Genomic DNA, 25,786 nt, shown 5'->3' on the forward strand with positions numbered 1-25,786 from the left:
CGCGATGTCGAGGCAACTTGGCGCAAGGTCGGTGAACTCCTCGACGTCTTCTCCAAGGAAGAGTGCGCCAACTATCTCAAAAACTCAGGCTATGTTTCCGTATAAACACAGCACGCTCTAGAGCTCCGGCAAAACCGACGAAGACCGCTACGACGACAATGGTCACCAGCCACGCGCCAGTGGGCATGATACACCCTCCCCGATTGTTTTGGGCACTATCGGCGGCACGTGGACGGCGTCATTGATTGGGATCAAAATCGCGGAGCGCCGCATATGGATCAGGCGTCAAGCAGCAGCCAGGGCCTCGACGCGTGCAGGGTCAAGCAGGCTGATGCCGCCGTGAATGATCTCGATTGTGCCGTGGCGCTCCAGCTTGGTGAAGGTGCGGCTGACGGTTTCGATGGTCAGGCCGAGATAGTCCGCAATGTCCTGGCGGCTCATCGGAAGTGGCACCGTGTCGGGCAGCCCCTTGAGCGCGAACAGCCGTTCGCGCCAGCCGAGCAGAAAGGTCGCAACCTTCTCGTCCGCCGAGCGGCGGCCGAGCAGGACCATGTGGTCGCGCGCTTGGCTCAACTCGCGAATTGCCAGCTCGTTGATCCGTCGGAGCAGATGCGGCCGGTCCTCAATGAAACGGCCGAAGGGCGCCTTTGCGAACTGGCACACGGTCACCGGGCCGATCGCATCAGCCGAGAAATTGTGACGGCCGGAAAGATTCATCCCCAGGAAATCGCCGGGCAGGGCAAACCCCACGATCTGCCGCCGGCCGTCGGGCAGCAGCTTGTAGAGCCGCATGACGCCTTCGAGGAGATTGTAGAACGAGGTCGTAATATCTTCCTCGGAGAAGACGGTCTCGCCCGTACCAAAATGGACTCGACGCCCCAGATGCTCGAACTCCCTGAGCTCGGCCTGGTCCAGCGACGAACACACCGCGAAGTCGCGGACCGCGCAATCACTGCAGAAATGCCCGTTCGGCTCAATCGTCACCACGGAAGGCTTCATCCACCGCTCCAAGCGCCGGTTGCCTCCGCATCGGGCCGAGTCTACCGCGCAGGCTGCATTTTACTGCACTGCGCTAAAGCCAATTGACTCAAATCAAATTTGGCGGGTATCCCCGCCTTATTCTGCTTCCGGAGTTCAAGGGGATCACGTTCGATGCTGCAAGGCGCGCTCCGCCAAGGCCTGATTGCGCTGCTTCTGGCCACCCCTGCCCTGGCCGGACCGACCGCCGCCCAGAGGGGTAAGGCCTTTGCTCGGGCCAATTGCGCACGCTGCCACGCGATCGATCGCACCTCGGTGAGCCCGCTCAAGATCGCGCCGCCCCTGCGCAGCCTGCACCAGCGTTATCCGATCGAGACCCTCGGCGAGGCGCTGGCCGAAGGCATCTACACCGGCCACGCCGACATGCCAGCCTTCGAGCTCAATCCGGACCAGATCCACGATCTGCTGTCCTATCTGAAGACGCTGGAATAGCCGGCGTCACACCGCCTGCACGGTCCAGCCGATCAGCTCCTTCGCGACACGAGCAAAGGCTGCGTCGAACGCTGCGACTGCTGCGGCCGGCTCGACCTTGTCGAGCTTCTCCCGGGTCTCGACGAGGCGCGAGGCAATCACCTTGCCGGTCTTGTCGACGATCCGCACCGATAGACCAATCTCGACCCTGGTCTCGCCTTCCGTGACAATCCCGAAGCGCCTGATGTCGATCAGGAGCTGATAATCCGCCTGCCCGAGATCGGTCGTGCGCAACGGCGCGTGGGCGATGTCGTAGTTCTCGAAACTGTCGATCAACCGCGCCTGCACTAGTTTTGGGATGCTGTCGGCCCAGAGGAAGTCGGCAAAGCCCGGATTGTCCCCAGCCGGCGAGAACAGCATTCGCTGCGTCTGGAGCATCGCGACCGCGGTCGGTTCGGGAATGGCCAGTGACGCCGAGAGCGTCTTGCCGGCCGGCCCCAGGTTTTGCGGCGTGCGCAGGTCGTAGGTGATCTTCTGCGCGGGCGCGCCGCCGCCGGTCATCTTCTCGAGGCCCGCCAGGATGCCGTCGAGCTTGCCGGAATTGCGCGCGAGGCCGTCGGAGAACGTCTTGAAATTGGCGATTGTGTCCTTCAGCGGCCCGGAATTGTCCTCCAGCACGGTGTCGACCCGCCGCAGCGCGTCGCGCGCCGCTTGCGTCATGCTCTGGCCGGCGCTGGCCTCGGCGATCAAGGTCGGGGTCTCGCCGGATTTGGCGACGATCATGCCGCCCTCCAGCGTCACCACCGGCACGCCGGTCAACCCCTGGAAATCGAGCCCGACCTTGGTGTCGGCGCGCACCGGCGTCGTCGCGGCAACCGAGATCGTCGCATTGACGAAGCGCGGGTTGTCCGGCGCGAGGCCAAGCTGCGTCACCTCACCGACGCGGATGCCGTTGAACAGCACGCCGGCGCCGACCAGCAGGCCCGGCACCGGTCCCTGGAATTGCACGTGGTAGTTCGTGCGCGGCCCGATGCCACCGGTGTTGTTCAGCCAATAGACGAAGCCGAACACCGCGAGAATCGCGGCCAGCACGAAGGCGCCGATCAGCACATAGGGAGCGCGGGTTTCCATGTCTCATCTCATCTGGTGTTGCAGCATCTGCGAGCGCTTGCCGTGGAAATAGGCGCGCACCCAGGGATGCTCGGATTGCAGCAGCTCGCGCATCGGGCCGATAGCCACGATCTTGCCGTCCGCGAGCGCGGCGACGCGGTCGCAGACCGTGGTGAGGCTCGCAAGATCATGGGTGACCATGAACACGGTCAGTCCCAAAGTCTTTTGCAGTGTCCTGATCAGCGCATCGAAATCACCGGCGGCGATGGGATCGAGGCCGGAGGTCGGCTCGTCGAGGAACAGGATCGGCGGATCGAGCGCAAGGGCGCGCGCCAGCGCCACGCGCTTGGTCATGCCACCCGACAGTTCTGCCGGATATTTATCTGCGTCCTGCGGCCGCAGCCCGACCATTTCGAGCTTGGCAATCGCGATCTCGTCCATCAACTCCTGCGACAGAACAAGATTTTCGCGCAGCGGAAACTGGACGTTCTGCCGAACCGTCAGCGAGGAGAACAGCGCGCCCTGCTGGAACAGGATGCCCCATGTCGTCGCCGCACCTAGCGTGCGGCCGCCGATCGGCTGTCCCATGACTTCGATGGTCCCGCCTTGGCGTGGGATGAGACCGATGATGGTCCGCATCAACACCGACTTGCCGCCACCGGACGCACCCACCAGCCCGAGGATCTCGCCCCGGCGGACATCAAGCGACAGATGGTCGAGCACTGTCTGACGGCCGAAGCCGACCACGAGGTCGCGGACGCGGATCGCGAACTCTTCCTGCGTTCCTTCCATCGTCACATTCCGATCGAGGCGAAGAAGATCGCGAACAGGCCGTCGAGCACGATCACCAGGAAGATCGACTTGACCACCGACGTCGTCGTCTGCCGGCCGAGCGACTCGGCGCTACCCTTCACGCGCAGTCCCTCGCTGCAGGCGACGATCCCAATCACCAACGCCATGAACGGTGCCTTCAGGATGCCGACCTCGAAATGGGTGACGGAAATGGCCTCATGCAGCCGTGCAATGTAGATCCCAGGTCCCATATCGCCGTAGAATTGTGCGACCAGACCACCGCCATAGAGTGCGGCAATCGATCCGATGAAGGCGAGGATTGGCAGCGCAATGACCAGGGCCGCAACGCGAGGCAGGATCAGGACGTGGACAGGGTCGAGCCCCATAGTCGAGAGCGCGTCGATCTCCTCGCGCATCTTCATCGACCCGAGCTCGGCCGTGTAGGCGCTTCCCGAACGGCCGGCGACCATGATGGCGACGATCAGCACCCCGAGCTCACGCAGCACCAGGATGCCGACCATGTCGACCGTGTAGGACTCGGCACCGAATCTGCGGAAATGGAAGAAGCCCTGCTGGGCGATGATCGCCCCGATCAGGAAGGTGATCAGCACGATGATGGGAATCGCCTGCCATCCGATCCGGTAGAGCTGGTAGACCAGCGACGTCAGTCGCAGCGATCGTGGCCGGCGCAGCACGCCGATCACGGCCGTGAACAGTGCACCGAGCATTTGGAGAAAGACCGCGATGTCTTCTCGCGCACCGATCGTGGACTTGCCGAGATCGTTCAGCCAGAGCAGAATCGGGTTCGGCGCGGCCGCCGGCGCCGGCGTATGGCGATTGACCTGACGCACCTCGTCCATCAGCCCGCTGAAATGATCGGCGACGCCGACGAGTTCGGCCGATCTGCCGGCGGATGCGGCCCTGCGCGACAATTTTTCCAGGACCCAGGCGCCGAGCGTGTCGAGCGCGCTGACGCCTGACATGTCCAGCGTCACGGCTCTGGATTGATCGACATCCGCCCCGACCGATCGGGACAGCGTTTCGAGCGTCGCCACATTCGCTGCGGTCCACGGCCCTTCCGGGCGCAAGTTCAGCGCATCGCCGGACGGCGTCGCTAGCAACAGCGGTTCGGAGTTCACACTTCCTCCTCTTCGGGACAACTGGCCCCTATTCAGCCGGTATTTCTAGGCCAGCATGTGGCGATCGGTTTGACCTGTCTCAAGACCAGGACCACGCACCGCCCCTTGACGCAAGTCAAGCGCGACCGCTCCCGCAGGTCTTAGGTTCATTTCGATTCAATGGAGACAACAAATCCATGTTCGATAGCGACAGGATGAGCGAAGAACTGCGGGCGCTGAAGGTCGACGTCACGCGTCTGTTGAGCACCGCCGGCGAGGAGATGTTCGACAATTCGAAAGATCGTGCCGAGGCTCTGGCCGATCAGATCAGGGCAGCGCTTGCCGAACTTGGCGAGACCGTCAGCGACGAGCAGGAGCAGCTCCAGGGCCTCATCACGGAGCGCCCGGTTGCATCGCTTGCGTCCGCCTTCGCGCTTGGCGTGGTCGTCGGCTTCATGCTGAGGAGGCACTAGGTGAACACGGAAAATGTCGTCAAACATCTGCGCGCACTGTGGCGCACGGACAGGATCATTGCGGACATCAGGCTGCGCAATCTGCTGGTCGGGCTGGGCCTGCGCGCCTTCGCGATGCTGATCGCAGCATTCGGGCTCCTGATGCTGGAGCTTTCGGCCTATTTCGCACTCGTGCAGATCTGGAGCGCAATTGCCGCGGCCGGCATCCTTGGCGCCGTCAATTTTGCCATCGCGGGAGTTCTCTTCGTCATTGCTGGCCGTCCCCCCTCCGGCCGCGACCTTGAGCTCGCCAATGAAATTCACGGCACATCCATCGAAGCCCTGCAGCTTGAGGCGCGGGCGTTCCAGGCCCAGGTGTCCGGCGCGGTGCATCATCCGCTGAGCACGGTCGTGCCGGTGCTGGTGCCGCTGATCGCCATCATCATCAAGAGCCTGCGGAAGTCGGCCAGGCAATCCGCCGCGGCACCGTCGGCCGACGCGCGCTCCTAACCCCGCGCTTAGAGCTTCAGCCGGACGTCACAGATCTCCGGCTCGCTCGGATCCGGCTTCACCTCGAAACCGAGCTGCCGGCACATATCGAGCATCACCGTGTTCTCCTGGAGCACGTCGCCCGATATGACCTTCAGCCCTTCCGACTTTGCGTAATCGATGATCAATTGCATCAGGGTCCATCCCAGCCCCCTGCCCTTGAGATCGGACCGCAGCAGGATCGCGTATTCGCCGCTCTCGTAGATCGAGTCCGAATGGAGCCGGACCACGCCGACCATCTCGTTGGTGGGCTCGTCGAATGCGATGAAAGCCATCGCGCGCGCATAGTCGAGCTGGGTCAGGCGCGCGATGAACTCGTGGGTGAACTCCTTCATCGGCGCGAAGAAGCGCAGGCGGAGGTCTTGCGGCGTGACGTGGCGCAGGAATTCATGGATGGTCGGCTCGTCCTCGGGGCGCAAGGGCCGCACAAAGATGCGCCAGTCGTCCTTCAACGCCAGCCGACGCTCCCATTGCGACGGATAGGCGCGAACGGCGAAATTGGCGGGGCCGGAGCCTGCGAATTTCCGCTCCGGCGGTCCCACCGCGACGCGGGCATCGACCGCCGTCACGCCGGTTTCGTCCGCGAGCAACGGGTTGATGTCGAATTCGCGTATCTCCGGGATGTCGGCCGCCATCTGCGCGAGCTTGACCAACACCAGAGCGACGGCATCAGGCTTCACCGCCGGCACGTCCCGATAGGCGCGAAGCAGCCGCGACACGCGCGTGCGGTCGATCAGGTCGCGGGCGAGCTGCAGATCGAGCGGCGGCAGCGCAAGTGCCTTGTCGTTGATGATCTCCACTGCGGTCCCGCCCCGACCGAAGACGACGACGGTGCCGAAGGTGGGATCGTCGGCAAGACCGAGAATCAGCTCGCGTGCCTTCGCCTTGACGACCATCGCTTGCACGATAACGCCCTCAATGCGGGCTTCGGGACGCAGCTTCCTCGCGCGGGCGAGAATGTCGGTGGCAGCCGTGCGTACAGCGTCTGGCGTCGTCAGATTGAGGACGACGCCGCCAACGTCAGACTTGTGGACGATGTCGCGCGACATGATCTTCAGCACGACTGTGGCGCCTTTCGCAAACATCTCGTCGGCGTAGACCACCGCCTGCTCGACATCGGTCGCGGCATAGGTCGGCACCATCGCGATGTCGTAGGCCTCGAGCAGATGCTTGATCTCGACAGGCTCGAGCCATTTGCGGCCGTCGGCGATCGCAGCGGTGACGATCTTCCTGGCCGCCCGGGCGTCCGGCGCGAACCTATCTGGCATCGCCGGCGGAACCTGGCTCAGCTCCTCTACCACTTCGCGATACCTCACGAGATGCATGAAGCCGCGCACGGCGTCATCTTCGGTCGGATAGTTCGGAATGCCGGCGTCGGAAAGCGCCTGAATGATGTTGTGGTCAGCTCCGACCCAGGCGGCCAGCACGGGCTTTGCCCATCGGCGCTGCCGCTCGCGGTATTTTCCGACGAGCTCCGTCACACTCGCCGCTATGTCGGCTGCCGAAGCGATCGCTGTCTGCACATTGAGGACGAGGACTGCGTCATTATCGGAATCGCTGAGCAGCACCTCCAGCGCCGCCGCGTAGCGCGGTGCATCGGCATCGCCCACGATGTCGACGGGATTTGCGCCGGACCAGGTCGGCGGCAACACGTCATCGAGTTTCTTGCGAGCGTCCGCCGAGATGGACGCCGGAATTCCGCCAAGATCGACCAATCGATCGATAGCGAGGACGCCGATGCCACCGCCATTCGTCAGGATGGCGAGGCGCTTTCCAGTCGGAGATTCGACACGGCCAAGCGTCTCGGCGCAGTCGAACAGCTCGCGCAGGTCGGAGACGCGCAGTACACCCGCGCGGCGGAACGCGGCGTCATAGACGGCGTCGGCACCGGCCAGTGCGCCGGTATGGGTGGCAGCGGCCTTCGCACCCTGCGCCATGCGGCCGGACTTCACCACGACGACCGGTTTTACGCGTGCCGCGGCGCGCGCCGCCGACATGAACTTGCGCGCGTCCTTGATGGCCTCGACATAGAGCAGAATCGCACGGGTCTTGTGATCCATCGCGAAATAGTCGAGCAGGTCGGCAATATCGACGTCGATCTGATCGCCGATCGAGACGATGCCGGAGAAGCCGACGCCGCGCTGCGCGGCCCAGTCCACCATGCCGGCGGCGATCGCACCCGATTGCGAAATCAGCGCGAGATTTCCTGCCCCCGGCATGTGCGCGGCAAAGCTGGCATTGAGGCTCACGCCGGGCATCATAATGCCGAGGCAGTTCGGCCCGATCAGCCGCATGCCATATTTGCGGGCCGCAGCGATTGCGGCCTCTTGCAGGGATCCCGGTCCGAGCCCCAGTCCAGCCGAGACGATGAGCGCGCCCGCCGAGCCGCGTCGCCCGGCCTGGTCGATGATGCCGGGAACCTCTCGAGCCGGCGCGGTGATGACCACGAGCTCGGGCACGAAGTCCAGCCTGTCCAGGCTCTTCACCGCGGCAATGCCGCCGACCTCGGCGTGACGCGGATTGACCAGACCGAACTGCCCCTTGAATTCGGCCCTGTGAATGTTCTCCAGAATGGCGCGTCCCACGGAGACCGGACGGGCGCTCGCCCCGACGAGCGCGACTGAGCGCGGCGACAGCAGGTTCTTCAGGCGATAGGTGGACATGACAGCAAATGCGCCCCGTCGGCGGAGGTTCCGAAGGTTAAGACCAGGCCGGGAAGTCGGCTAGTGTGAAATCATAACCCAGCACGGTGGCTCGCCAATGACGGTCTTTGTCACACCACCCCAAACGGTCTCGTTCAGGCGCGAATGGCGGTAGGCTCCCATCACGATCGCATCGATGGCATGGGAGTTCGCCCAGCTTCCGAGCACCTTGCCGATCGAGCTGCCGCTAACCTTCGCAGTTTCGAACGAGGCGTAGACCCCGTGTTCCCTCAGATGGTGGATGAGGGCAGTTCCGGATTGCACGATCGCGTCAGTGTTTTCATCCGCCACGGTCACCACCCGGACAGAGGCGGCGGCCTGAAGGACCGGCAGCGCATCTCCGACCGCCCGCGCGGCGCGTGCGGAGTGATCCCACGCGATCATGACGTTGTCGAATTCCGGTCGCAACTCGTCCACAGTCTGTTCCGGGCAGAGCAGGAGCGGCCGGCCTGATTCGAACAGGAACGTTTCGATGATGTGCTCTGTTCGGCTGTCATGCGACTTGACAGGGACCAGCGTAAGATCGCTGAAACGCGCATGCTCGGCCAGGGTCGACGCGATCTGGTCGGCCGGCACCTTGCCGGAGCGGCTTTGGGCGCGAACGCCGGTGCGGGAGGCTGCATTGACGAAGGCATTCAGGAGTTGCTGCATGTCGCCCGCCTCCCGCGCGCCCACGGCTTCGGCGGTTTCCGGATCGGCCGGAACCACTGTCGGGCGCACGAAAACATCGTCTTCCAGTGCGAACGCGGTGATCCTGGCGCCGAGGCCCGCGGCCACAGCCACGCATTTCTCGATCGCAGCGAGGGCCGGCCCGCGCGGCTGGCCTACAAGCGGCAGAAAGACATCCTTGATGGGCATCGGAGTTCTCCTTACCGATCATGATAGGCCCGCTTTCGCCGGGCCCCTTGATTCTCCTCAAGGCGGGAATACCGCTCAGGCAGCCGACGGCAGGCCTTGACGGAAGTCAAGGACCGGCCGCGTTCCCGCTCTAAGAGTTAGCCCGCTTCCCGAGCGCTTGCCGATGCATCTGGATATGCCCGCAAAGATGACGGACGATTCTGCAGCCCAGGAACGGGTCTTCCAAGCGCTAAGCGCGCGTCCCGACGTAAAACGGATCGACACCCACGCGGCTTCGGTGTTTCTCGATGGGACCCGCGCGTTGAAGATCAAGCGGGCCGTCAGGTTTCCGTTCCTCGACTATTCGACGCTCGAGAAGCGCAAGGCGGCCTGCGAGGAGGAGATCCGGATCAACCGGCCGCTGGCGCCACAGATCTATCACCGCGTCGTGGCGATCACGGAAGAGCCGGACGGATCGCTTAAGGTCAACGGTCACGGCCGGCCGGTCGAGTATGCAGTCGACATGTCTCGCTTCGACGAACGCCGGACGCTGGACCATCTGGCAAAGGCCGGCTCGCTGAATCCGAACCTTGTCTCGGCTGCCGCCGACGCGATCGTGGCTTCGCACGCGGCGGCGCCCAGTGCCGACGGCAAGGCATGGGTTTCCTCCATCCCCGGACTGATCGATGGAAACAGCAACGGCCTGCGGAAAGGCCGCCATTTCGAAGCCGAAGAGATCGAGCAGCTCAGCAGAGCCTCGCACGAGGCATTCTTACGCACCCGTCCCTTGCTCGAGGAGCGCGGCCGTCAGGGCTTCGTGCGCCGCTGCCACGGCGACCTGCATCTTGCGAACATCGTGTCGATCGACGAACAGCCGGTCCTGTTTGACGCCATCGAGTTCGACGCGCAGATGGCAACTGTCGACGTGCTCTACGATCTCGCATTCACGCTGATGGATCTTTTGCACTACGATCAATCCCTCGCGGCCAACATCGTCCTGAACCGATATCTTGCTGCGACGTCACCGGAGAATCTCGACGGGCTCTCCGCCCTGCCGCTTCTCATGTCCATCCGGGCGGGGATCCGCGCCCAGGTGGCGCTGGCACGGCTGAAGCCGCCGCATTCCCATGATCCCGGGATTCTTGACGACGCACAGCGCTATTTTAACCTCGCGCGGACGTTGATCCATCCTCCTGCCCCGCGCCTGATTGCGGTCGGCGGACTCTCGGGCACTGGAAAGTCGGTTTTGGCACGCGCGCTCGCGCCGATCGTTACGCCGCAGCCGGGAGCCGTCGTCCTGCGCAGCGATCTTGTCCGCAAGCAGATGTTCGGGGTCAAGGACACGCACCGGCTGCCGCCATCCGCATACACACCAGAGGTCACGGCTCGCGTTTACGAAACATTGACCCAACACGCCCGGCGCGTGCTGGCGCAAGGTCATTCGGCGATCATCGACGGCGTATTCGCCCGCGAGGACGAACGGAAGGCAGTCGCCACATTGGCGCGTGAACACAACGTGCCGCTGAGCGGCCTGTTTCTGGTTGCAGACCTCACGACGCGGCAGGCGCGGATCGGAAGCCGCCAGGGAGACGCATCCGACGCCACGCAAGAGGTTGCCGCGCTGCAGGAGCACTATAATATCGGCCACGTCGGTTGGGCGACCATCGATGCATCCGGGACACCAGAGCAGACGCTCCAGCGCTGCCGCGACGCGATCGCTGCAGGAAAATAAGGCAATCTGATTGGCGCGGGCAAGGATGTCGCGACCCACCACGAGTTCGACGACGACCGCGCACGCCAAGCCGGCGACGCGGCGCAACGCCCTGCCCGGCCGCCTCAGCCCCGGCATGGCTTGCGATACGGCGTTCCGGATTATCGCCCGCCGTCACCTCGATGCGGTCCTCGCCCAGCATGAGGGCACGTGCGGCGGCGACCCGGAGGCGCTGCATCAGATCCGGATCGCCTTGACTCATCTGCGCACCGCCATCCGCTTCTTCTCGCCGATGGTCGACGACGCGCTGCGACCGAATGTCTGGGCCGAACTGAAATGGCTGAATAGCCAGCTCGGCATGGTTCGAGACCTCGACGTGGCGATTGAGCGGGTCGTCGCAGAGAGCGGCGACGAGCTTGCCGTGATCGCCGAGCTCCAGCACTGGGATGAGAAGCGCGCCGAAAGCCACCGCCTGCTGGCACGGGCGCTGCAATCCGTGCGCTATCGCCGCCTGGTCGAGCAGACCTCGACCTGGATCGAGAGCGGCCCCTGGTCGACCCGACGCAGCAAGGAGGCCATCAGGCTGCGCCGCTGCCCGCTTGCCGACCACGCGACGGCGCAGCTGACCGAATGGGAAAAGACACTGCTCAAGAAGGCGCGGAAGCTTCGCAAGCTCGACGTCGAGAAGCGGCACAACCTGCGGATTCTCAACAAGCGACTGACCTATTCGATCGAGTCGCTTCAGGATCTGTTCGCCGATAAATCGCTGACCAAGCAGAAGTCCATCCTCAAGCAATTGCGCAAGGCGCAAAAGTCCCTCGGACAATTGAACGACGACGCGCGAGGGCAAACGCTGGCAGCATCTCTGAACGGCGCGGGCCCCGAAGCTGGCATTCGTTTCCTCAACCGCAAGCGGAAAAAGAAGCTGCTGCGAACCGCCTCGGAAGCCTACCGGAAACTGGACAAGGCCAGGCCCTTCCGATCCTCCGATCTCGCGCCGAATGCGGAGCCTGAGGACTAGAGCCATGTCCGTTTCGATCGAATCGGAACGGGGCTCTAGATTCTTAATTTGACGCGTATTCCTTACGCGAACCGGTCTCCACTTCGCTCAAAACGCTCTAGGTGTGGACGTAGTCTCCCGGCGCGTCGGGAAGACTGTCGGCGTCTCCGATCCCGATCTGCGGTGGGGCGCAGGGCTCGCCCGAGCGGGCCGCGAGCCAGCTGCTCCATTCCAGCCACCACGACCCCTCGATGTGCGGAGCCAGCTTCAGCCATTCATCGGGACCGACATAGGGCGCATCCGCCGCCTTGGTCAGCACTTGATAGCTATGCCAGGACTCCTCTGGAGGCGCAACGACACCGGCATTGTGACCGCCGCTGGTCAACAAGAACGTCACGTCGGCGTCGACCTGGTAGTGGATCTTGTAGACCGATCGCCAGGGCGCCACGTGATCGGCACGCGTGCCGACCACGAACATCGGCGCATGGATATCAGACAGCGAGATACTGCTGCCTGCGACCCGATAGCGGCCCTCGGCCAGGTCATTGTTGAGAAACAGCTTGCGCAGATATTCCGAATGCATGCGATAAGGTAGCCGCGTGGCGTCGGCGTTCCAGGCCATCAGGTCGCTCGGTGGCGCGGACTCTCCCATCAGATAGTCATGCGACAGCCGCGACCAGATCAGATCGTTGGAGCGCAGCAGCGCGAACGCGCCGGCCATTTGCGTGGTATCGAGATAGCCCCGCTTCCACATCATGTCTTCGAGGAATGCGACCTGGCTTTCGTTGATGAACAGTGTCAGCTCGCCGGCCTCGGTGAAGTCCGTCTGAGCGGCAAGCAGGGTGATCGTGCCCAGTCGCTTGTCGCCGTCGCGCGCCATCGCAGCAGCGGCGATCGACAGTAACGTGCCGCCCAGGCAGTAGCCGAGCGCATGGATCTTCCGACCCGGGATGATTCGGCCGATCGCATCCAGCGCCGCCATCACGCCCAGCTTGCGATAGTCGTCGAAGGCAACATCCCGATCCTTCGCTTCGGGATTGCGCCACGAGACCGCAAACACGGAAAAGCCTTGGCCGGTGAGATATCTGACCAGCGAATTCTCCGGGGATAGATCGAGGATATAGTACTTCATGATCCACGCCGGCACGATCAGTATCGGCTCGGGCCGCACTTGCGCGGTCGTCGGATAATACTGGATCAGCTCGATCAGCTCGTTGCGGTAGACGACCTTGCCAGGCGACGCTGCCACAGTCTTGCCGACGACAAACTGCTCGTCGCTCACTGGCTTTGAGACAGACAGAAGGCGCATCAGGTCGCTGCACCAGTTCTGCCATCCGAACACAAAATTCTCTCCGCCGCTCTGGAACGCCTTTTCCAGAACCTCCGGATTGGTCGCTGCGAAATTCGACGGCGCCAGCACGTCGAGCATCTGGCGGACCGAGAATTCGACGATGGCCTCATTCGCGCGTGACACACCACGGACGCCGGTCGTGGCATCGTGCCACCAGCGCTCTCCGAGCAGAAACGCCTGGGCGAACAGATTGAACGGCGCGGCTTCCCATTGCGGCTCCCTGAAGCGTCGATCCCCTCCTTGCGGCTGAATCACGGACCACGGCCTTTGATCCGGGGACGCAGCATGGAGTGAAGCCTCGAGGAAGCGGCCGGTATCGCGAAGGACATTGCGGGCGATCTCCGCTTGCCGCTGCGGCGCTACCGCAAGATGCGAGCTCCAATCGAGCCAGGCGAGCGACAGGGCTGCCGGCGAAATCCCGCCTGTAAATCGTGCCAGCATTGCGTGAAATGCGCGGTCAAGAGGATACGGCTCTGACGCCGGCGTTGGCTTCATGGCCGGCTTTCCGGTCGGAGGGGCGATGCTCACAACCGGGTTGACGGAGGGCTCCCCTGCCGGCCCTTCTATTCGTGGGACAAGCTGCACAACGCTCATGGCTGATTATTCCTGCGCACTTCCGGTTTGACCTCCCCGGACGATATGGCGGTCCGTTTCGGACGCGTTGAGCTGTGTCAAGTTCGCACGCCGATCACGATTGCTTCACCACCATCGGCCGCCCCGCCTGCTTGACCTGCGTCAAAACAGGCCTCCAAGCCTGAAATAGGTTCAGCCCATCGAAATTCGTCGAACCTGCGGAGCTCCCCCATGCGCGCCCACCAGATCATGACCCGGTCAGTCATCTCGGTTACTCCCGACACCAGCATCGTCGAAGCCGCGAACATCATGCTGAAGCGGCACGTCAGCGGCCTCACCGTGGTCGACGATGCGGGCAAGCTGGTCGGCGTCGTCTCGGAAGGGGATTTCATCCGCCGCAGCGAGATCGGCACCGGACGCAAGCGCGGGCGCTGGCTGAGTTTCATCCTCGGCCCCGGCAAGTCGGCCAGCGACTTCGTTCAAGAGCACGGCCGCAAGGTCTCGGAGGTGATGACCGACTCGCCCGTGACCATCACCGAGGATACCGCGCTCGCGGAGATCGTCGATCTCATGGAACGGAACAACGTGAAGCGCCTGCCGGTGGTCCGCGGCGACAAGGTCGTCGGCATCGTCTCGCGTGCCAATCTGTTGCAGGCGGTGGCAGGGCTCGCCCGCGAGGTGCCGGATCCGACGGCCGACGACGATCACATTCGCGTCCGCATCATCGACACCATGGAAAAGAACGACTGGTGCCCGTTCGGGCTGAACGTCATCGTCCGCGACGGCATCGTTCATCTCAGCGGCGTCATCACCGAGGAACGCGCGCGGCAGGCCGCGGTTGTCGCAGCGGAGAATGTCGAGGGCGTGAAGAAGGTACACGACCACCTGTGCTGGGTCGACACGATGTCGGGCGTCTATCTGAATTCGCCCGAGGACGACGATCTCGCCAAAGCTAGCTGAAAAGGCGAGCCGAACGCGGTTCAGCGGGGAATGACGGCGGTGGCCTCGATCTCGACGCGCGCAGCCTTCTCCACGAGGCGCACAACCTGAACCAGCGCCATCGCCGGATAGTGCGCGCCGAAGATGGTACGGTAGATCTTGCCGAGCTCCTTCAGGTTCGCCAGGTATTCGTCCATGTCGACGACATACCAGGTCAGACGCACGAGGTGCTCGGGACGGGCGCCAGCTTCGGCGAGGATCTCGACGATGTTGCTCAGCGTCTGGCGCACCTGCGCGACAAACCCGTCAGCGAGATGCTCCTCGGCATCCCAGCCGATCACGCCGCCGGTGACGACGATGCGGCCGTCTGCGGCAATGCCGTTGGCATAGCCCTTCGGCATCGGCCAACCGGACGGCTGGAGAACCTGCGCCTTCGAGCAGGTCTTATCATCGTCGGTCGGCAGCATCGCGAGCTGCGGGCCTTTCGGCGTCGTCACAATTCTTTGTCCTTCTCTCATTCTGCCGCGACGCCCGAGGACGTCGCCGCAGCCAGCGCCATTTGCCGCAGGGCAAAGCGCTTCAACTTGCCGGTCTCGGTCTTCGGCAACTGCGTCACGAACTCGATCGCGCGCGGATATTTGTACGGCGCGATCTCGCGTTTGACGTGTTCCTGCAACTCGGCCGCGAGCTGTGCGTCCGGCGTCACGCCCGGTGCGGCAATGACATAGGCCTTCACGATCATCCCGCGCGCCTCGTCCGGCGCACCGACGACGCCGCACTCGACCACCGACGGATGCGTGAGCAGCGCCGCTTCGACATCCGTGCCCGCGATATTGTACCCGGATGACACGATCATGTCGTCGGAGCGCGACTGGTACCAGAAATAGCCGTCGCTATCCATCAGATAGGTGTCGCCGGTGAGGTTCCAGCCGTTCTGGACGTATTTACGTTGCCGCTCGTCGGCGAGATAGCGGCAGCCGGTCGGCCCGCGCACCGCGAGCCGGCCCATGGTACCCGGCGGCACGTCGTTCCCGGCATCATCGACGATCTTCGCTTCATAGCCCGGCACGGGCTTGCCCGTCGCGCCCGGGCGGATCTCGTCTTCCGTCGCACTGATGAAGATGTGCAGCATCTCGGTCGAGCCAATGCCATCCATCAGCTTGATGCCGGTTGCCTTGAGCCATGCGTCGAATGTCGGCTTGGGCAGCGTCTCGCCGGCGGAGACGCATTTTCGGAGCGAGGAGATGTCGCGGCCTGCGAGCTTGCCAATCATGGCCCGGTAGGCGGTCGGCGCGGTGAAGCAGACCGTGGTCTTGTACTGCTCGATCGCGGTCAGCATGTCATCCGGCGTCGTCTTCTCCAGAACGACGAAGGAGGCGCCGATGTGCATGGGAAACAGCACGCCGCCGAAACCGAAGGTGAAGGCGAGCGGCGCCGAGCCGATAAAGCGATCCTTCTGCTCGGCCCGCAAGATGTTGTGCGAATAGCCGTCGCAGACCGCCAGCATGTCCCGGTGGAAATGCATGGTGCCCTTGGGATCGCCGGTCGTGCCTGACGTGAAGGCGATCAGGCAAATGTCGTCGGAGGCGGTATCGACAGGAGTGAACTCAGGGCTCGCATCCGCGATCAACGCCTCGAGCGAGTCGGTCGCGCCATTGCCCCAATAGACAACATGCTTGAGACCGGGCGCCGCCGATTTCGCCTTCTCCATCTCCTCGGAGAGTTTTCCGTCGCACAAAGCGAGCGTGATCTCCGCTTTCTGGATCGGGTAGGATAGCTCCTTGGCGCGCAAGAGCGGCATTGTCGCGACAACGATCCCCCCGGCCTTGATCACCGCGAGATAGGTCGCAACCATCATCGGGTTGTTGGCCGAGCGCAGCAGTACGCGTTCGCCGGTGACGAGACCGAGCTTGCCGACCAGCACATTGGCGATGCGGTTCACGAGCGCCTGCAGCTCGCGATAGGTGTAGCTGACGGCGGGACTGATGACGCAAGCTGCGTCGCCGTGCCCCTGCTCGACCCAACGATCGAGGAAATAGCTGACGCAGTTCAATCGCGGAGGATAGTGCAGTTCCGGCCGCGTGAAGATGAACTCGGGCCAGAGCTCCTGCGGCGGCAGATGTTGCCGCGCAAATGGATCGACGTGGGCCGTCGCAGCATTGCCGTCACACGAGCTCGACACTTGAACCTTGGCGGCGTTGGCCATCGCACGCTCCTTTCAGCATGGAAAGCACCCGGCAGCACTAACTGGGAAAACATTTTAGGCTTAAAACAATTCGGCGCAATAGCGGATTTTGGGCATGCCGTGCTTTTTCCTGCGGCAAGGTGGGACTGGGCGGCTAACCCGCCCGCGGACTTAAGGCCGGCGGCTCGCAGCCGATTTCTGCGCCGACGCCTTGGTCTTGGCGAGGAGCCGCATCAGCTCGCGCACATCCTTCGGCGTCAGGTCGGCGAAGAGATCGGCGATCCAGGTCTCGTGTTCCGCGGCCATCCTGCGAAACTCGGCGCGCCCGAGTTTTGTGAGGCGGATCACCTGGACGCGACGGTCCGTCTCCGAGGTGCGCCGGTCGAGATGGCCGGATTCCACCAGTCGCTCGACGAGGCCGGTGACGTTGCCGTTGGACACCATCATGCGCTTGGAGACGTCGGACAACGTCATGCCGTCAGGCGCCTTGTCGAGCTGCGCCATCAGATCGAAACGGGGCAGCGTGACGTCGAACCGCTGCCGCAGCCGGCCGCGGACCTCGCCTTCGATCAAGGTCGTGCAGGTCAAGAGGCGCAGCCACAGCCGAAGCTCTTCGGCATGGTCCTCCGGGGTTTCGACGGCCTTTGTCTCGGAATCGAGCATGTGGATGCGATCACTCAGGGCCGGCATTGGCGCCGGCACGGATTCCCCAACATTTTGAGCTTCAAATATATTGGCCCCGGCCGCAAGTCCAAAGCTGCAACAATCGCCCGCACGTCAGTTTCTTTAGGCTTCAAATAATTGGCGCGCCGCTTGCATGCGCCGCCTCCTGCAGGATGACGACGCGCCTTGAGCTTTGCTTGCCGCGGCAGCCATCATCGGCATAAGCTTGGTTTGGAGTACGCGGCTTGCAACGCAAGCCCGATCGTCACGGGGGACAGATGATGAAGACGCAATGGACCTTGGCTGCCGCCGCCTTGCTGCTCGGCACCGCAGTGAACCCTGCCTTCGCCCAGGAAAAGATCAAGGTGGGTGTGATCGTGACGTTGTCGGGACCTGGCGCGGCGCTTGGCCAACAGGTTCGAGACGGCTTTGCGCTCGCGGTGAAGGACCTGGGCGGCAAGATGGGCGGCCGCGATGTCGAGGTGATCGTTGCCGACGACGAGCTCAAGCCGGACGCGGCGGTGACGAAGGTCAAGGGGCTTCTGGAGCGCGACAAGGTCGACTTCGTGGTCGGCCCGATCTTCTCCAACATCCTCCAGGCGATCCACCGACCCGTCACGGAATCCAAGGTGTTCCTGATCAGCCCCAATGCCGGCCCGTCCACTTTTGCCGGCAAGGACTGCAACCCCTACTTCTACGTGACGTCGTATCAGAACGATCAGGTGCACGAGATCCTCGGCAAGGTCGCGCAGGATCGCGGCTACAAGCGCATGTACCTGATGGTGCCGAACTATCAGGCCGGCAAGGATTCGGTGGCCGGCTTCAAGCTCGACTACAAGGGCGAGATTGTCGAAGAGTCCTACATGCCGCTCAACACACTGGATTTCCAGCCGGAGTTGTCGAAGATTTCGTCGCAGAAGCCCGATGCGCTCTTCACGTTCATGCCGGGCGGCCTCGGCGTCAATCTCGTCAAACAATACCGGCAAGCCGGCCTCGCCGACACCATCCCGGTGCTCTCGGCCTTCACGGTGGATGAATCGACCCTGCCGGCGCAGCAGGACGCAGCCGTCGGCATGTTCGGCGGCGCGAACTGGGCTCCCAATCTCGACAATCCCCAGAACAAGAAATTCGTCGCGGCCTATGAGGCCGCCTACAACGTCGTGCCCGGCACTTACGCCTTCCAGGCGTACGATGCCGCGATGCTGATCGACAGCGCCGTCAAGGGCGTGAAAAGCGACCTCTCCAACAAGGACGCCGTCGCGGCCGCGCTGAGGAAAGCGGACTTCACCTCGCTGCGCGGCGCCTTCAAGTTCAATACCAACGGCTACCCGATACAGGATTTTTACCTGACCAAGGTCGCCAAGCGTCCGGACGGCAAGTTCCAGACCGAGATCGTCCAGAAGGTTTTTGAAAATTACGGCGACCGCTATGCCAAGGACTGCAAGGCGGCAAACTAAACCGCATCGCGTTACGGGAGGACTGCAATGAAGAGCGAAATCACCGGCATCACGCGGGCCAATGAAGGAATCCAGGGCATTTCCTGGAACATCCTCGGCCAGACCTATGTGCCGAAGAGCTACGCCGAAAACAGCTTCTCCTGGCACGCGACATTGCCGCCAGGGACGTTCGTGCCGCCGCACATCCATCCCGACCAGGATGAGTATCTCTACATGCTGGAAGGCAAGCTCGACTTCATGCTCGGCAATTCCGAGTCGCAGGCAACCGCGGGCGATCTGATCCGTCTCGGCATGGGCGTGCCGCACGGCATCTTCAACAAGTCGGAGCAGACCGCGAAAGTGCTGTTCTGGGTCGCGCCGAGCCGCAAGCTGTTCGACCTGTTCTGGGGCCTTCACAACATGAAGGAACAGAAGCCGGAGGACGTGGTGGCATTGGCCGCCGAGTTCAACATCCACTTCTTGCCGCCGCCTCCCGGCGGCTAGCAGCTGTTTCAGGCGCGCACCGCCGCAAGTCCCGGCACTGCGGCGAAGCCGGCCTTGGTTGCGTAGCCGCGCACGATCGCTTCGCGCTGGGAATAACTCAGCACGTTGTCGATATTGTCGAAGCCGTCCGGCGCGAGCTGCTCGACGGCGTCGATGACGCCCTCGGGGCCACCACGGCGGTTGGAACGGACGATATCCGCCGTCATTGGCAGACGCTTCTTCTCGTATTCAACCAGGGCCTGGCGTGGATGCTCAGCGCGCACCAGCGCGTCCGCAACACAGCGCGCATCGAGGATGGCCTGCGAAGCTCCGTTCGAGCCGACCGGATACATGGGATGCGCAGCATCGCCGAGCAGCGTGACGCGTCCCGACGACCAATAGGGCAAGGGATCGCGATCGCAGGTCGGATATTCGTAGAATTCGGGCGTTGCCGAGATCAGGCTCTTGACGTCGATATAAGGCACCGAGAAGCGCGCAACATGCGGCATCAGCTCCTCGCGCCGCCCGGGCCGCGACCAATCTTCTTTTCGCGGTGGCGGAGCATTGCCCTCGCCGACCTTCACCAGCACCGCCCAATTGGTAAGACGGCTCGCCGGGCTCGATCCCTCCGCGATCGGATAGATCACCACCTTCGCGTTGAGACCACCGGCCACAATCATCGATTTGCCGGTGAGGAAGAGCGGCCAGTCGCGCGCACCGCGCCACAGCATCAGGCCGTTCCAGCATGGCGGCCCCTCGTTCGGGAACAACGTGTCGCGGACGCGCGAATGGATGCCGTCAGCGCCGATCAGGATATCGCCGCGCGCAGTGTGGACGTGCGCGCCGGTCCGATCGAAGAAATAGGCCGTGACGCCGCCCTCGTCCTGCGTGAACGCGCCGAGCCGGCAGCCGGTGTGAATTGCTTCGGGCCCGAGCCGTTCTTCGACGGCGTGATGGATGACCCCTTGAAGCCGGCCGCGATGAATCGAGAATTGCGGCACGTCGTGACCGGCATCGATACCTCGGGCTTCGCGCCAGACCTCCTGGCCGTGCCGGTTGAGGTAATAGAGCTGGTCGGTGCGGATTGCGACGTCGTCGAGCTTCTGCAGCAAGCCGAGCCCGGCGAGCTCACGCATGGCGTGCGGCAGCGTGTTGATGCCGACACCGAGCTCGCGGATGGTATCGGACTGCTCGAATATCTCGCAAGCGAGCCCGCGGGCCCGCAGCATCAAGGCCGTGGTGAGACCACCGATGCCGCCACCGATGATAATCGCCTTCATCGCCCCTACTCCACTCGAAATACGCCAGGCAATGGAGTTAACGTCGCACGGGCGGTCACTCCGCCGCAAGCGGCTTTGTCGCCTCCGCCTTGAGCTCGGCCCGGGTCTTGGGCTTAGCCTTAATTCGCAGCTCCTCGAGATCCTGCCGGTCGCGCACGCTGTTGCGGAAAATCTGATCCTTGCCTGGCAGATATTGCGGCGGGCAGAAGGCGTCGTCTGCCCCGTACCAGGCCGCCGCCTTCATGGTGAAGAAGGGATCGACCAGATGCGGCCGGCCGAGCGCGACGAGGTCTGCCCGGCCTGCAGCCAGGATGGTGTTGGCCTGGTCCGCCGTCGTGATGTTGCCGACGCACATGGTGGCCACGCGCGCCTCGTTGCGGACCTGGTCCGAGAACGGTGTCTGGAACATGCGCCCGTAGACCGGCTGCGCATCGCGCACGGTCTGCCCAGTCGAAACGTCGACGAGATCGACGCCGGCCTCGGCGAAGGCGCGCGCAATGGCGACGGCGTCGTCGCCGGTGATGCCGCCGTCAGCCCAGTCGGTCGCGGAGATCCGGACCGACATCGGCTTGTGCGACGGCCACACCGCCCGCAGCGCCTCGAAGATCTCCAGCGGGAAACGCAGGCGATTGGCGAGCGTGCCGCCATACTCGTCCGTACGGGTATTCGTCAGCGGCGAGATGAAGCTCGCGAGCAGATAACCGTGGGCGCAGTGCAGCTCAAGCATATCGAAGCCGCAGCGCTCGCCGCGCTCGGCCGCCGCGACGAAGGCATCCCGCACCGCATTCATGCCGGCGCGGTCAAGCTCGCGCGGCACCTGGCTGTCGGGGAAGTAAGGTAGCGGCGATGCCGAGAACACGTCCCAGCCGCCCTCCTCCAGGGGACGATCCATGCCATCCCACATCAGCTTGGTCGCACCCTTGCGGCCGGCGTGGCCTAGTTGCAGGCAGATTTTTGCAGCCGAATTGCCGTGGACGAAATCCACGATGCGCCGCCATGCGGCTTCCTGCTCGTCGTTCCACAGCCCGGTGCAGCCAGGCGTGATCCGTGCATCGCGGCTGACGCAGGTCATTTCGGTGAAGATCAGGCCGGCACCGCCGATCGCCCGCGATCCGTAGTGCACCAGATGGAAATCAGTCGGCACGCCTTCCTTCGCCGAGTACATACACATCGGCGACACCACCGCGCGATTGGCGATCTCCATCTCGCGCAGCCGGAACGGCTGGAACAGCGGCACCATCGGCTTCTTGGTGTCGACGTCGAAACCGCTGTCGCGAACCTGCTTGGCAAACGACGTTTCGACCTCGGCAACGAAATCCGGCGCACGTAGCTTCAGATTGTCATAGGTGATCGCCTTCGAGCGCGTCATCACACCGAAGGCGAATTGCACGGGATCGAAGTCCCAGAAGCGATCGACGTGCTCGAACCAGACCAGCGAGACGTCCGCGGCGTGCTGCGTTTTCTCGACCTCCTCACGGCGGCCATGCTCATAGACGTCCAACGCCGCCTTGATGTTGGGCGCCTTCTCCATCGCCTCGGCCAGCGCGATCGCATCTTCCATGGCAAGCTTGGTGCCGGAGCCGATCGAGAAATGCGCACTCGCCTTGGCGTCGCCGAGCAGGACCATATTGTCCTTGACCCAGCGCTCGCTGCGGATCATCGGGAAATTGCGCCACATTGAACGGTTGGTGAGCAGCTTGTGCCCATCGAGAAACCATCCAAAAATTTCGGTCATCCGCGCGGCGGATTGGACCTCGTCCAGCCCCGTCAGGCCCGCCCGCTCGAACGTCTCCGGATCAGTCTCGAAAATCCAGGTCGAGTGCCCGGCCTCGTACTGATAGGCGTGCGCGATGAACGGCCCCCACTCCGTCTCCTGGAAGATGAAGGTGAAGGCATCGAGCGGCCTGGTCGATCCCATCCAGGCAAACTTGTTGGACCGGAGGTCGACTTCCGGCTGGAAATGATCGAGGTATTTCTCGCGGAAACGGCTGTTGATACCATCCGCAATCAGAATGAGATCGGCGGCGGCGAAGCGGGACTCGTCATCGATGTCCACTTCGAAATGAAAGTTGACGCCGAGCTCGCGCGCCCGCTCCTGCAGGATCAGCAGCAGCTTGCGCCGCGAGCAGCCGCAAAAACCGTTGCCACCGACCCGGTGCACGGTGCCGCGGAAATGTACGGCGATGTCGTCCCAGTACGCGAATTCCTGGGTGATGCGGCGGTAGCTCGGGAGGTCGTGTTTCTCGAAATTGTCCAGTGTGGCGTCGGAGAACACCACGCCGAAGCCGAAGGTGTCGTCGGCACGGTTGCGCTCGTATACCGTGATGTCGGCGCTTGGCCGCTGCTTCTTGAGGAGGATCGCAGCATAGAGACCCGCAGGTCCGCCACCGATGATCGCGACTTTCATGGGAGCCTCGCCAATTGACCCGGCGGAAATTATTTTAACCCTAAAATAATTTCGCGCAAGTACCTGTTGCAGGCCTTCCCGCAGGAAAGTCCCGCCGGCTCAGTCGCCCCTGAAGACCGGTTTGACCTTGTTGGCGAAGGCCTCGAAAGCGCGCTCGAAGTCGGCCGTCGTCATGCAAAGGGCTTGAGCAACGGCTTCCGCCTCGATCGCCTCTTCCACCGACATCGCCCATTCCATGGCCAGCATCCGCTTGGTCATGGTGTTGCCGAAGGTCGGCCCCTCCGCGATCTGTTTTGCGAGCAGCTGCGCTTGGGGCAGCACCTGCTCTGGCGTGACGATGCGACTGAAGAAGCCCCAGCGCTCCCCCTCCTCCGCGGTCATGAACCGGCCGGTGTAGAGCAACTCGGAGGCGCGGGACTGGCCGATGATCCGTGGCAGGATCGCGCAGGCGCCCATATCGCAGCCGGCAAGGCCCACCTTGTTGAACAGAAACGCGACCTTGGCACCGCTCGCCGCAAGGCGCATGTCTGACGCCATCGCGATGATGGCACCGGCGCCGGCGCAGATGCCCTCGACCGCGGCCACGATTGGCTGCGGGCAGGCGCGCATCGCCTTGACGAGGTCGCCCGTCATCCGCGTGAAGGCCGTCAGCCCCTTTGTATCCATCTTCACGAGTGGACCGATGATCTCGAACACGTCGCCGCCGGACGAGAAATTGCCGCCGGCGCCGGTGACGACGATCGCCTTCACCGCATCGTCGAAGGCGCAGGCGCGGAAGAAATCCGTCAACTCCCGGTAGCTCTCGAACGTCAGCGGATTCTTCCGTTCGGGACGATTGAGCGTCACCGTGGCAACGCCGTCGACCACGGCCAGCAGGAAGTGTTGCGGCGAATAGTCCGCGAGGGGCACGGTGACGGGATTGGCTGGTCTACTCATGCGATCTCCTTAGCTTTCTTGTTCCGAACCCGCGTCACGCTAGATCTCACCACCAGCAACGGCGATCGCCTGCCCAGTGATCGCACCGGCGCCCTCACCGCACAACCAAAGCACGGCATCCGCCACCTCTTGAGGCGTGATCAGCCTTCCTTGCGGATTATGCTTCGCAAGCTCGGCGATCGCCTGCTCGCGGGTTCGTTCTGTCTTCTTCATGATGTTTTCGATGCTGCCGGCGACCAGATCGGTGTCGGTGAAGCCGGGACAGACCGCATTCACGGTCACATTACTGCCGGCCATTTCGAGGGCGAGCGAGCGCACGAGACCGACTACAGCGTGCTTGGCGGCCGTGTACGCGCTCACGTAAGCATAGCCCTTGAGCCCCGCCGTCGACGCAATCGCGACGATACGGCCGTAGGGGCGATCCTTCATCCCCGGCAGCACAGCGCTGATGGCATGGACCACGCCCATGAAATTGACATCCATCATGCGTGAAAAAAGAGCACTGTCCGATTTCGCGAATGGCGCGGATTCAGCACTGCCCGCGTTGGCGATGAGGATATCGATCGGCTTCCGCGCACTCGCTTCCGTGATGACGGCCTTCAGCGCAGCTTCATCTGAAACGTCGGCGACGGCCGAAAAATGCGCAGCTCCCGCACTGACGGCCTCTTCGAGAGTTGCTGCGTTCCTGCCAAGCACCGTGACAGTGGCACCCGCACCGACGAGGGACGCCGCAATCGCGCGTCCGATGCCGCGACCACCACCGGTCACCAGCGCGTGAGGCGAAAGCGGCAATGCGGACATGCGCGGGCTCCCTCGGATCTACTGATCGTTAGTCCGATATATTTTAACCTTCAAATTTTTGCAACGAAAGCGCCCGATCGACGCTGCGAACGCCCGCGAGAGACCGGCCCGAATATTGCTTTAAGTATAAAATTATCTCTTCCCATCCCCCACAGGCCTGTTAGCATCGACGAGCCAAGCAAAGGGATGTCGCGTGTCGCAGCCTGCGCCAATGATAACAAAGGACGGACGCTTCGCCTATGAAGCCGCGGGCGACCCGGACGCGACACCCCTGATTTTCCTGCATGGCATTGGCGGCGCGGCACGGGCCTGGCGGCAGCAGCTTGCTACATTTGGCAATCGCTTCCACGCAATCGCATGGGACATGCCGGGCTATGGCGGATCGGCGCCGCTTGCCAGCGTCAGCATTGCGGCCCTGGCCGATGCGCTCCAGCAATTCATCGAACAGATCGGCGCAAGCAGGCCCATTCTGGTCGGCCATTCGATCGGCGGCATGATCGTCCAGAAGTGGCTGGTGCAATCCCCCAAAATGGCAGGCGCGGTCGTCTTGGCGCAGACCAGCCCTGCCTTCGGCAAAGCTGATGGCGACTGGCAGAGATCGTTCATCTCGGCCCGCCTTGGACCGCTCGACCGCGGCGAGACGATGAAGTCGCTCGCGCCCTCCCTGGTGAAGGAGCTTGTGGGCGACGATCCGGATCCGCAAGGAATGGAGCTTGCGCGGGAGTGTATGGGAAGCGTGCCCGAGGCGAGCTATCGCGCCATGATGCTGGCCTTGATCGGGTTCGATCAGCGCAGCACGCTCAAGGATATTTCCGTCCCGACGCTGCTGCTGTCCGGCTCCAAGGACAACAATGCGCCAGCGCCCATGATGGCCAAGACAGCGACCTACATTCCCTCGGCCGAATATGTCGAGCTGGCCGGTGTCGGTCATCTCGCCAACCTTGAACGCCCCGATGCTTTTGACGAGGCTCTCGGCCAATTCCTGAATTCCGTCGCGACCAAAGCGTAAGGT

General features: G+C 63.2%; 23 protein-coding genes. 9 read left to right on the forward strand and 14 right to left on the reverse strand.

The genetic code is table 11. The features are described 5' to 3' along the window. Positions 1–285: 285 nt before the first annotated feature. Positions 286–999 (reverse strand): Crp/Fnr family transcriptional regulator, encoded by a 714-nt coding sequence (locus AC630_RS04165; RefSeq protein ID WP_074117209.1) that lies wholly within the window; start codon positions 997–999, stop codon positions 286–288. 153 nt (positions 1,000–1,152) lie between these two features. Between AC630_RS04165 and AC630_RS04170 the strand changes: the two genes are divergently transcribed. Then, positions 1,153–1,470, forward strand: a complete 318-nt coding sequence (locus AC630_RS04170) for a c-type cytochrome (protein WP_074117210.1) — start codon at positions 1,153–1,155, stop codon at positions 1,468–1,470. A gap of 6 nt (positions 1,471–1,476) precedes the next feature. On the opposite strand, the gene AC630_RS04175 is transcribed toward AC630_RS04170, so the two are convergent. From AC630_RS04175 to AC630_RS04185, 3 genes are read right to left on the reverse strand one after another with little or no spacing between them, the layout of a single operon-like run. Beyond that, on the reverse strand, positions 1,477–2,580 hold the full coding sequence (locus AC630_RS04175) for an ABC-type transport auxiliary lipoprotein family protein (protein WP_074117211.1): 1,104 nt from the start codon (positions 2,578–2,580) through the stop codon (positions 1,477–1,479). Positions 2,581–2,583: 3 nt separating this feature from the next. Beyond that, a complete protein-coding gene (locus AC630_RS04180; RefSeq protein WP_074117212.1) occupies positions 2,584–3,351 on the reverse strand; it encodes an ABC transporter ATP-binding protein in 768 nt (255 codons plus the stop codon). A 2-nt stretch (positions 3,352–3,353) separates the two neighbouring features. Beyond that, complete coding sequence (locus AC630_RS04185; RefSeq protein WP_074117213.1) at positions 3,354–4,490, reverse strand: ABC transporter permease; 1,137 nt, start codon at positions 4,488–4,490, stop codon at positions 3,354–3,356. 176 nt (positions 4,491–4,666) lie between these two features. Between AC630_RS04185 and AC630_RS04190 the strand changes: the two genes are divergently transcribed. Then, the gene (locus AC630_RS04190; protein ID WP_074117214.1) at positions 4,667–4,942 is read left to right on the forward strand and encodes a hypothetical protein; all 276 of its coding nucleotides are present in this window, start codon (positions 4,667–4,669) and stop codon (positions 4,940–4,942) included. After that, positions 4,943–5,431 (forward strand): hypothetical protein, encoded by a 489-nt coding sequence (locus AC630_RS04195; RefSeq protein WP_074117215.1) that lies wholly within the window; start codon positions 4,943–4,945, stop codon positions 5,429–5,431. It abuts the gene before it with no gap. An 8-nt stretch (positions 5,432–5,439) separates the two neighbouring features. Here AC630_RS04195 and AC630_RS04200 read toward each other — a convergent pair whose 3' ends face one another. Beyond that, positions 5,440–8,133: a bifunctional acetate--CoA ligase family protein/GNAT family N-acetyltransferase gene (locus AC630_RS04200; protein WP_074117216.1), complete on the reverse strand. Its 2,694-nt coding sequence runs from the start codon at positions 8,131–8,133 to the stop codon at positions 5,440–5,442. 60 nt (positions 8,134–8,193) lie between these two features. Beyond that, positions 8,194–9,030, reverse strand: a complete 837-nt coding sequence (locus AC630_RS04205) for a universal stress protein (protein WP_074117217.1) — start codon at positions 9,028–9,030, stop codon at positions 8,194–8,196. 187 nt (positions 9,031–9,217) lie between these two features. Here AC630_RS04205 and AC630_RS04210 point away from each other — a divergent pair, with 187 nt between their 5' ends. Both AC630_RS04210 and AC630_RS04215 read left to right on the forward strand, forming a co-directional pair. After that, positions 9,218–10,741 (forward strand): bifunctional aminoglycoside phosphotransferase/ATP-binding protein, encoded by a 1,524-nt coding sequence (locus AC630_RS04210; protein WP_074117302.1) that lies wholly within the window; start codon positions 9,218–9,220, stop codon positions 10,739–10,741. 25 nt (positions 10,742–10,766) lie between these two features. Continuing rightward, on the forward strand, positions 10,767–11,741 hold the full coding sequence (locus AC630_RS04215) for a CHAD domain-containing protein (RefSeq protein WP_074117218.1): 975 nt from the start codon (positions 10,767–10,769) through the stop codon (positions 11,739–11,741). A gap of 97 nt (positions 11,742–11,838) precedes the next feature. On the opposite strand, the gene AC630_RS04220 is transcribed toward AC630_RS04215, so the two are convergent. Then, positions 11,839–13,665, reverse strand: a complete 1,827-nt coding sequence (locus AC630_RS04220) for a PHA/PHB synthase family protein (RefSeq protein ID WP_074117219.1) — start codon at positions 13,663–13,665, stop codon at positions 11,839–11,841. Between the two features lie 210 nt (positions 13,666–13,875). Here AC630_RS04220 and AC630_RS04225 point away from each other — a divergent pair, with 210 nt between their 5' ends. Continuing rightward, positions 13,876–14,604, forward strand: coding sequence for a CBS domain-containing protein (locus AC630_RS04225; protein ID WP_074117220.1), 729 nt, complete (start codon positions 13,876–13,878; stop codon positions 14,602–14,604). Between the two features lie 20 nt (positions 14,605–14,624). Here AC630_RS04225 and AC630_RS04230 read toward each other — a convergent pair whose 3' ends face one another. The 3 genes from AC630_RS04230 to AC630_RS04240 all read right to left on the reverse strand — a co-directional run bounded on the left by AC630_RS04230 (position 14,625) and on the right by AC630_RS04240 (position 17,458). Then, positions 14,625–15,080, reverse strand: a complete 456-nt coding sequence (locus AC630_RS04230) for a RidA family protein (protein WP_074117221.1) — start codon at positions 15,078–15,080, stop codon at positions 14,625–14,627. Positions 15,081–15,097: 17 nt separating this feature from the next. After that, the gene (locus AC630_RS04235; RefSeq protein ID WP_074117222.1) at positions 15,098–16,789 is read right to left on the reverse strand and encodes a benzoate-CoA ligase family protein; all 1,692 of its coding nucleotides are present in this window, start codon (positions 16,787–16,789) and stop codon (positions 15,098–15,100) included. A gap of 150 nt (positions 16,790–16,939) precedes the next feature. Continuing rightward, on the reverse strand, positions 16,940–17,458 hold the full coding sequence (locus tag AC630_RS04240) for a MarR family winged helix-turn-helix transcriptional regulator (RefSeq protein ID WP_074117223.1): 519 nt from the start codon (positions 17,456–17,458) through the stop codon (positions 16,940–16,942). Between the two features lie 254 nt (positions 17,459–17,712). On the opposite strand from AC630_RS04240, the gene AC630_RS04245 reads away from it, so the two are divergent. Next, on the forward strand, positions 17,713–18,888 hold the full coding sequence (locus AC630_RS04245; RefSeq protein WP_074117303.1) for an ABC transporter substrate-binding protein: 1,176 nt from the start codon (positions 17,713–17,715) through the stop codon (positions 18,886–18,888). 27 nt (positions 18,889–18,915) lie between these two features. Next, positions 18,916–19,371, forward strand: a complete 456-nt coding sequence (locus tag AC630_RS04250; protein ID WP_074117224.1) for a cupin domain-containing protein — start codon at positions 18,916–18,918, stop codon at positions 19,369–19,371. A gap of 8 nt (positions 19,372–19,379) precedes the next feature. Here the strand turns inward: AC630_RS04250 and AC630_RS04255 are convergent, their stop codons facing one another. The 4 genes from AC630_RS04255 to AC630_RS04270 form a co-directional block, all read right to left on the reverse strand. Further along, a complete protein-coding gene (locus AC630_RS04255) occupies positions 19,380–20,630 on the reverse strand; it encodes a flavin-dependent oxidoreductase (protein WP_074117225.1) in 1,251 nt (416 codons plus the stop codon). Positions 20,631–20,685: 55 nt separating this feature from the next. After that, entirely contained in the window at positions 20,686–23,037 is a 2,352-nt protein-coding gene (locus AC630_RS04260) for a bifunctional salicylyl-CoA 5-hydroxylase/oxidoreductase (protein WP_074117226.1), read from the reverse strand. Positions 23,038–23,136: 99 nt separating this feature from the next. After that, the gene (locus AC630_RS04265; RefSeq protein ID WP_074117227.1) at positions 23,137–23,973 is read right to left on the reverse strand and encodes an enoyl-CoA hydratase family protein; all 837 of its coding nucleotides are present in this window, start codon (positions 23,971–23,973) and stop codon (positions 23,137–23,139) included. 39 nt (positions 23,974–24,012) lie between these two features. Further along, complete coding sequence (locus AC630_RS04270; RefSeq protein ID WP_074117228.1) at positions 24,013–24,774, reverse strand: SDR family NAD(P)-dependent oxidoreductase; 762 nt, start codon at positions 24,772–24,774, stop codon at positions 24,013–24,015. Between the two features lie 211 nt (positions 24,775–24,985). Between AC630_RS04270 and AC630_RS04275 the strand changes: the two genes are divergently transcribed. Then, positions 24,986–25,783 carry an alpha/beta fold hydrolase gene (locus AC630_RS04275; RefSeq protein WP_074117304.1) on the forward strand — a complete coding sequence of 266 codons (798 nt, stop codon included), beginning with the start codon at positions 24,986–24,988 and terminating at the stop codon, positions 25,781–25,783. Positions 25,784–25,786 lie beyond the last annotated feature (3 nt).

It is taken from the genome of Bradyrhizobium sp. AS23.2 (assembly GCF_001908185.1).
GTDB lineage: Bacteria > Pseudomonadota > Alphaproteobacteria > Rhizobiales > Xanthobacteraceae > Bradyrhizobium.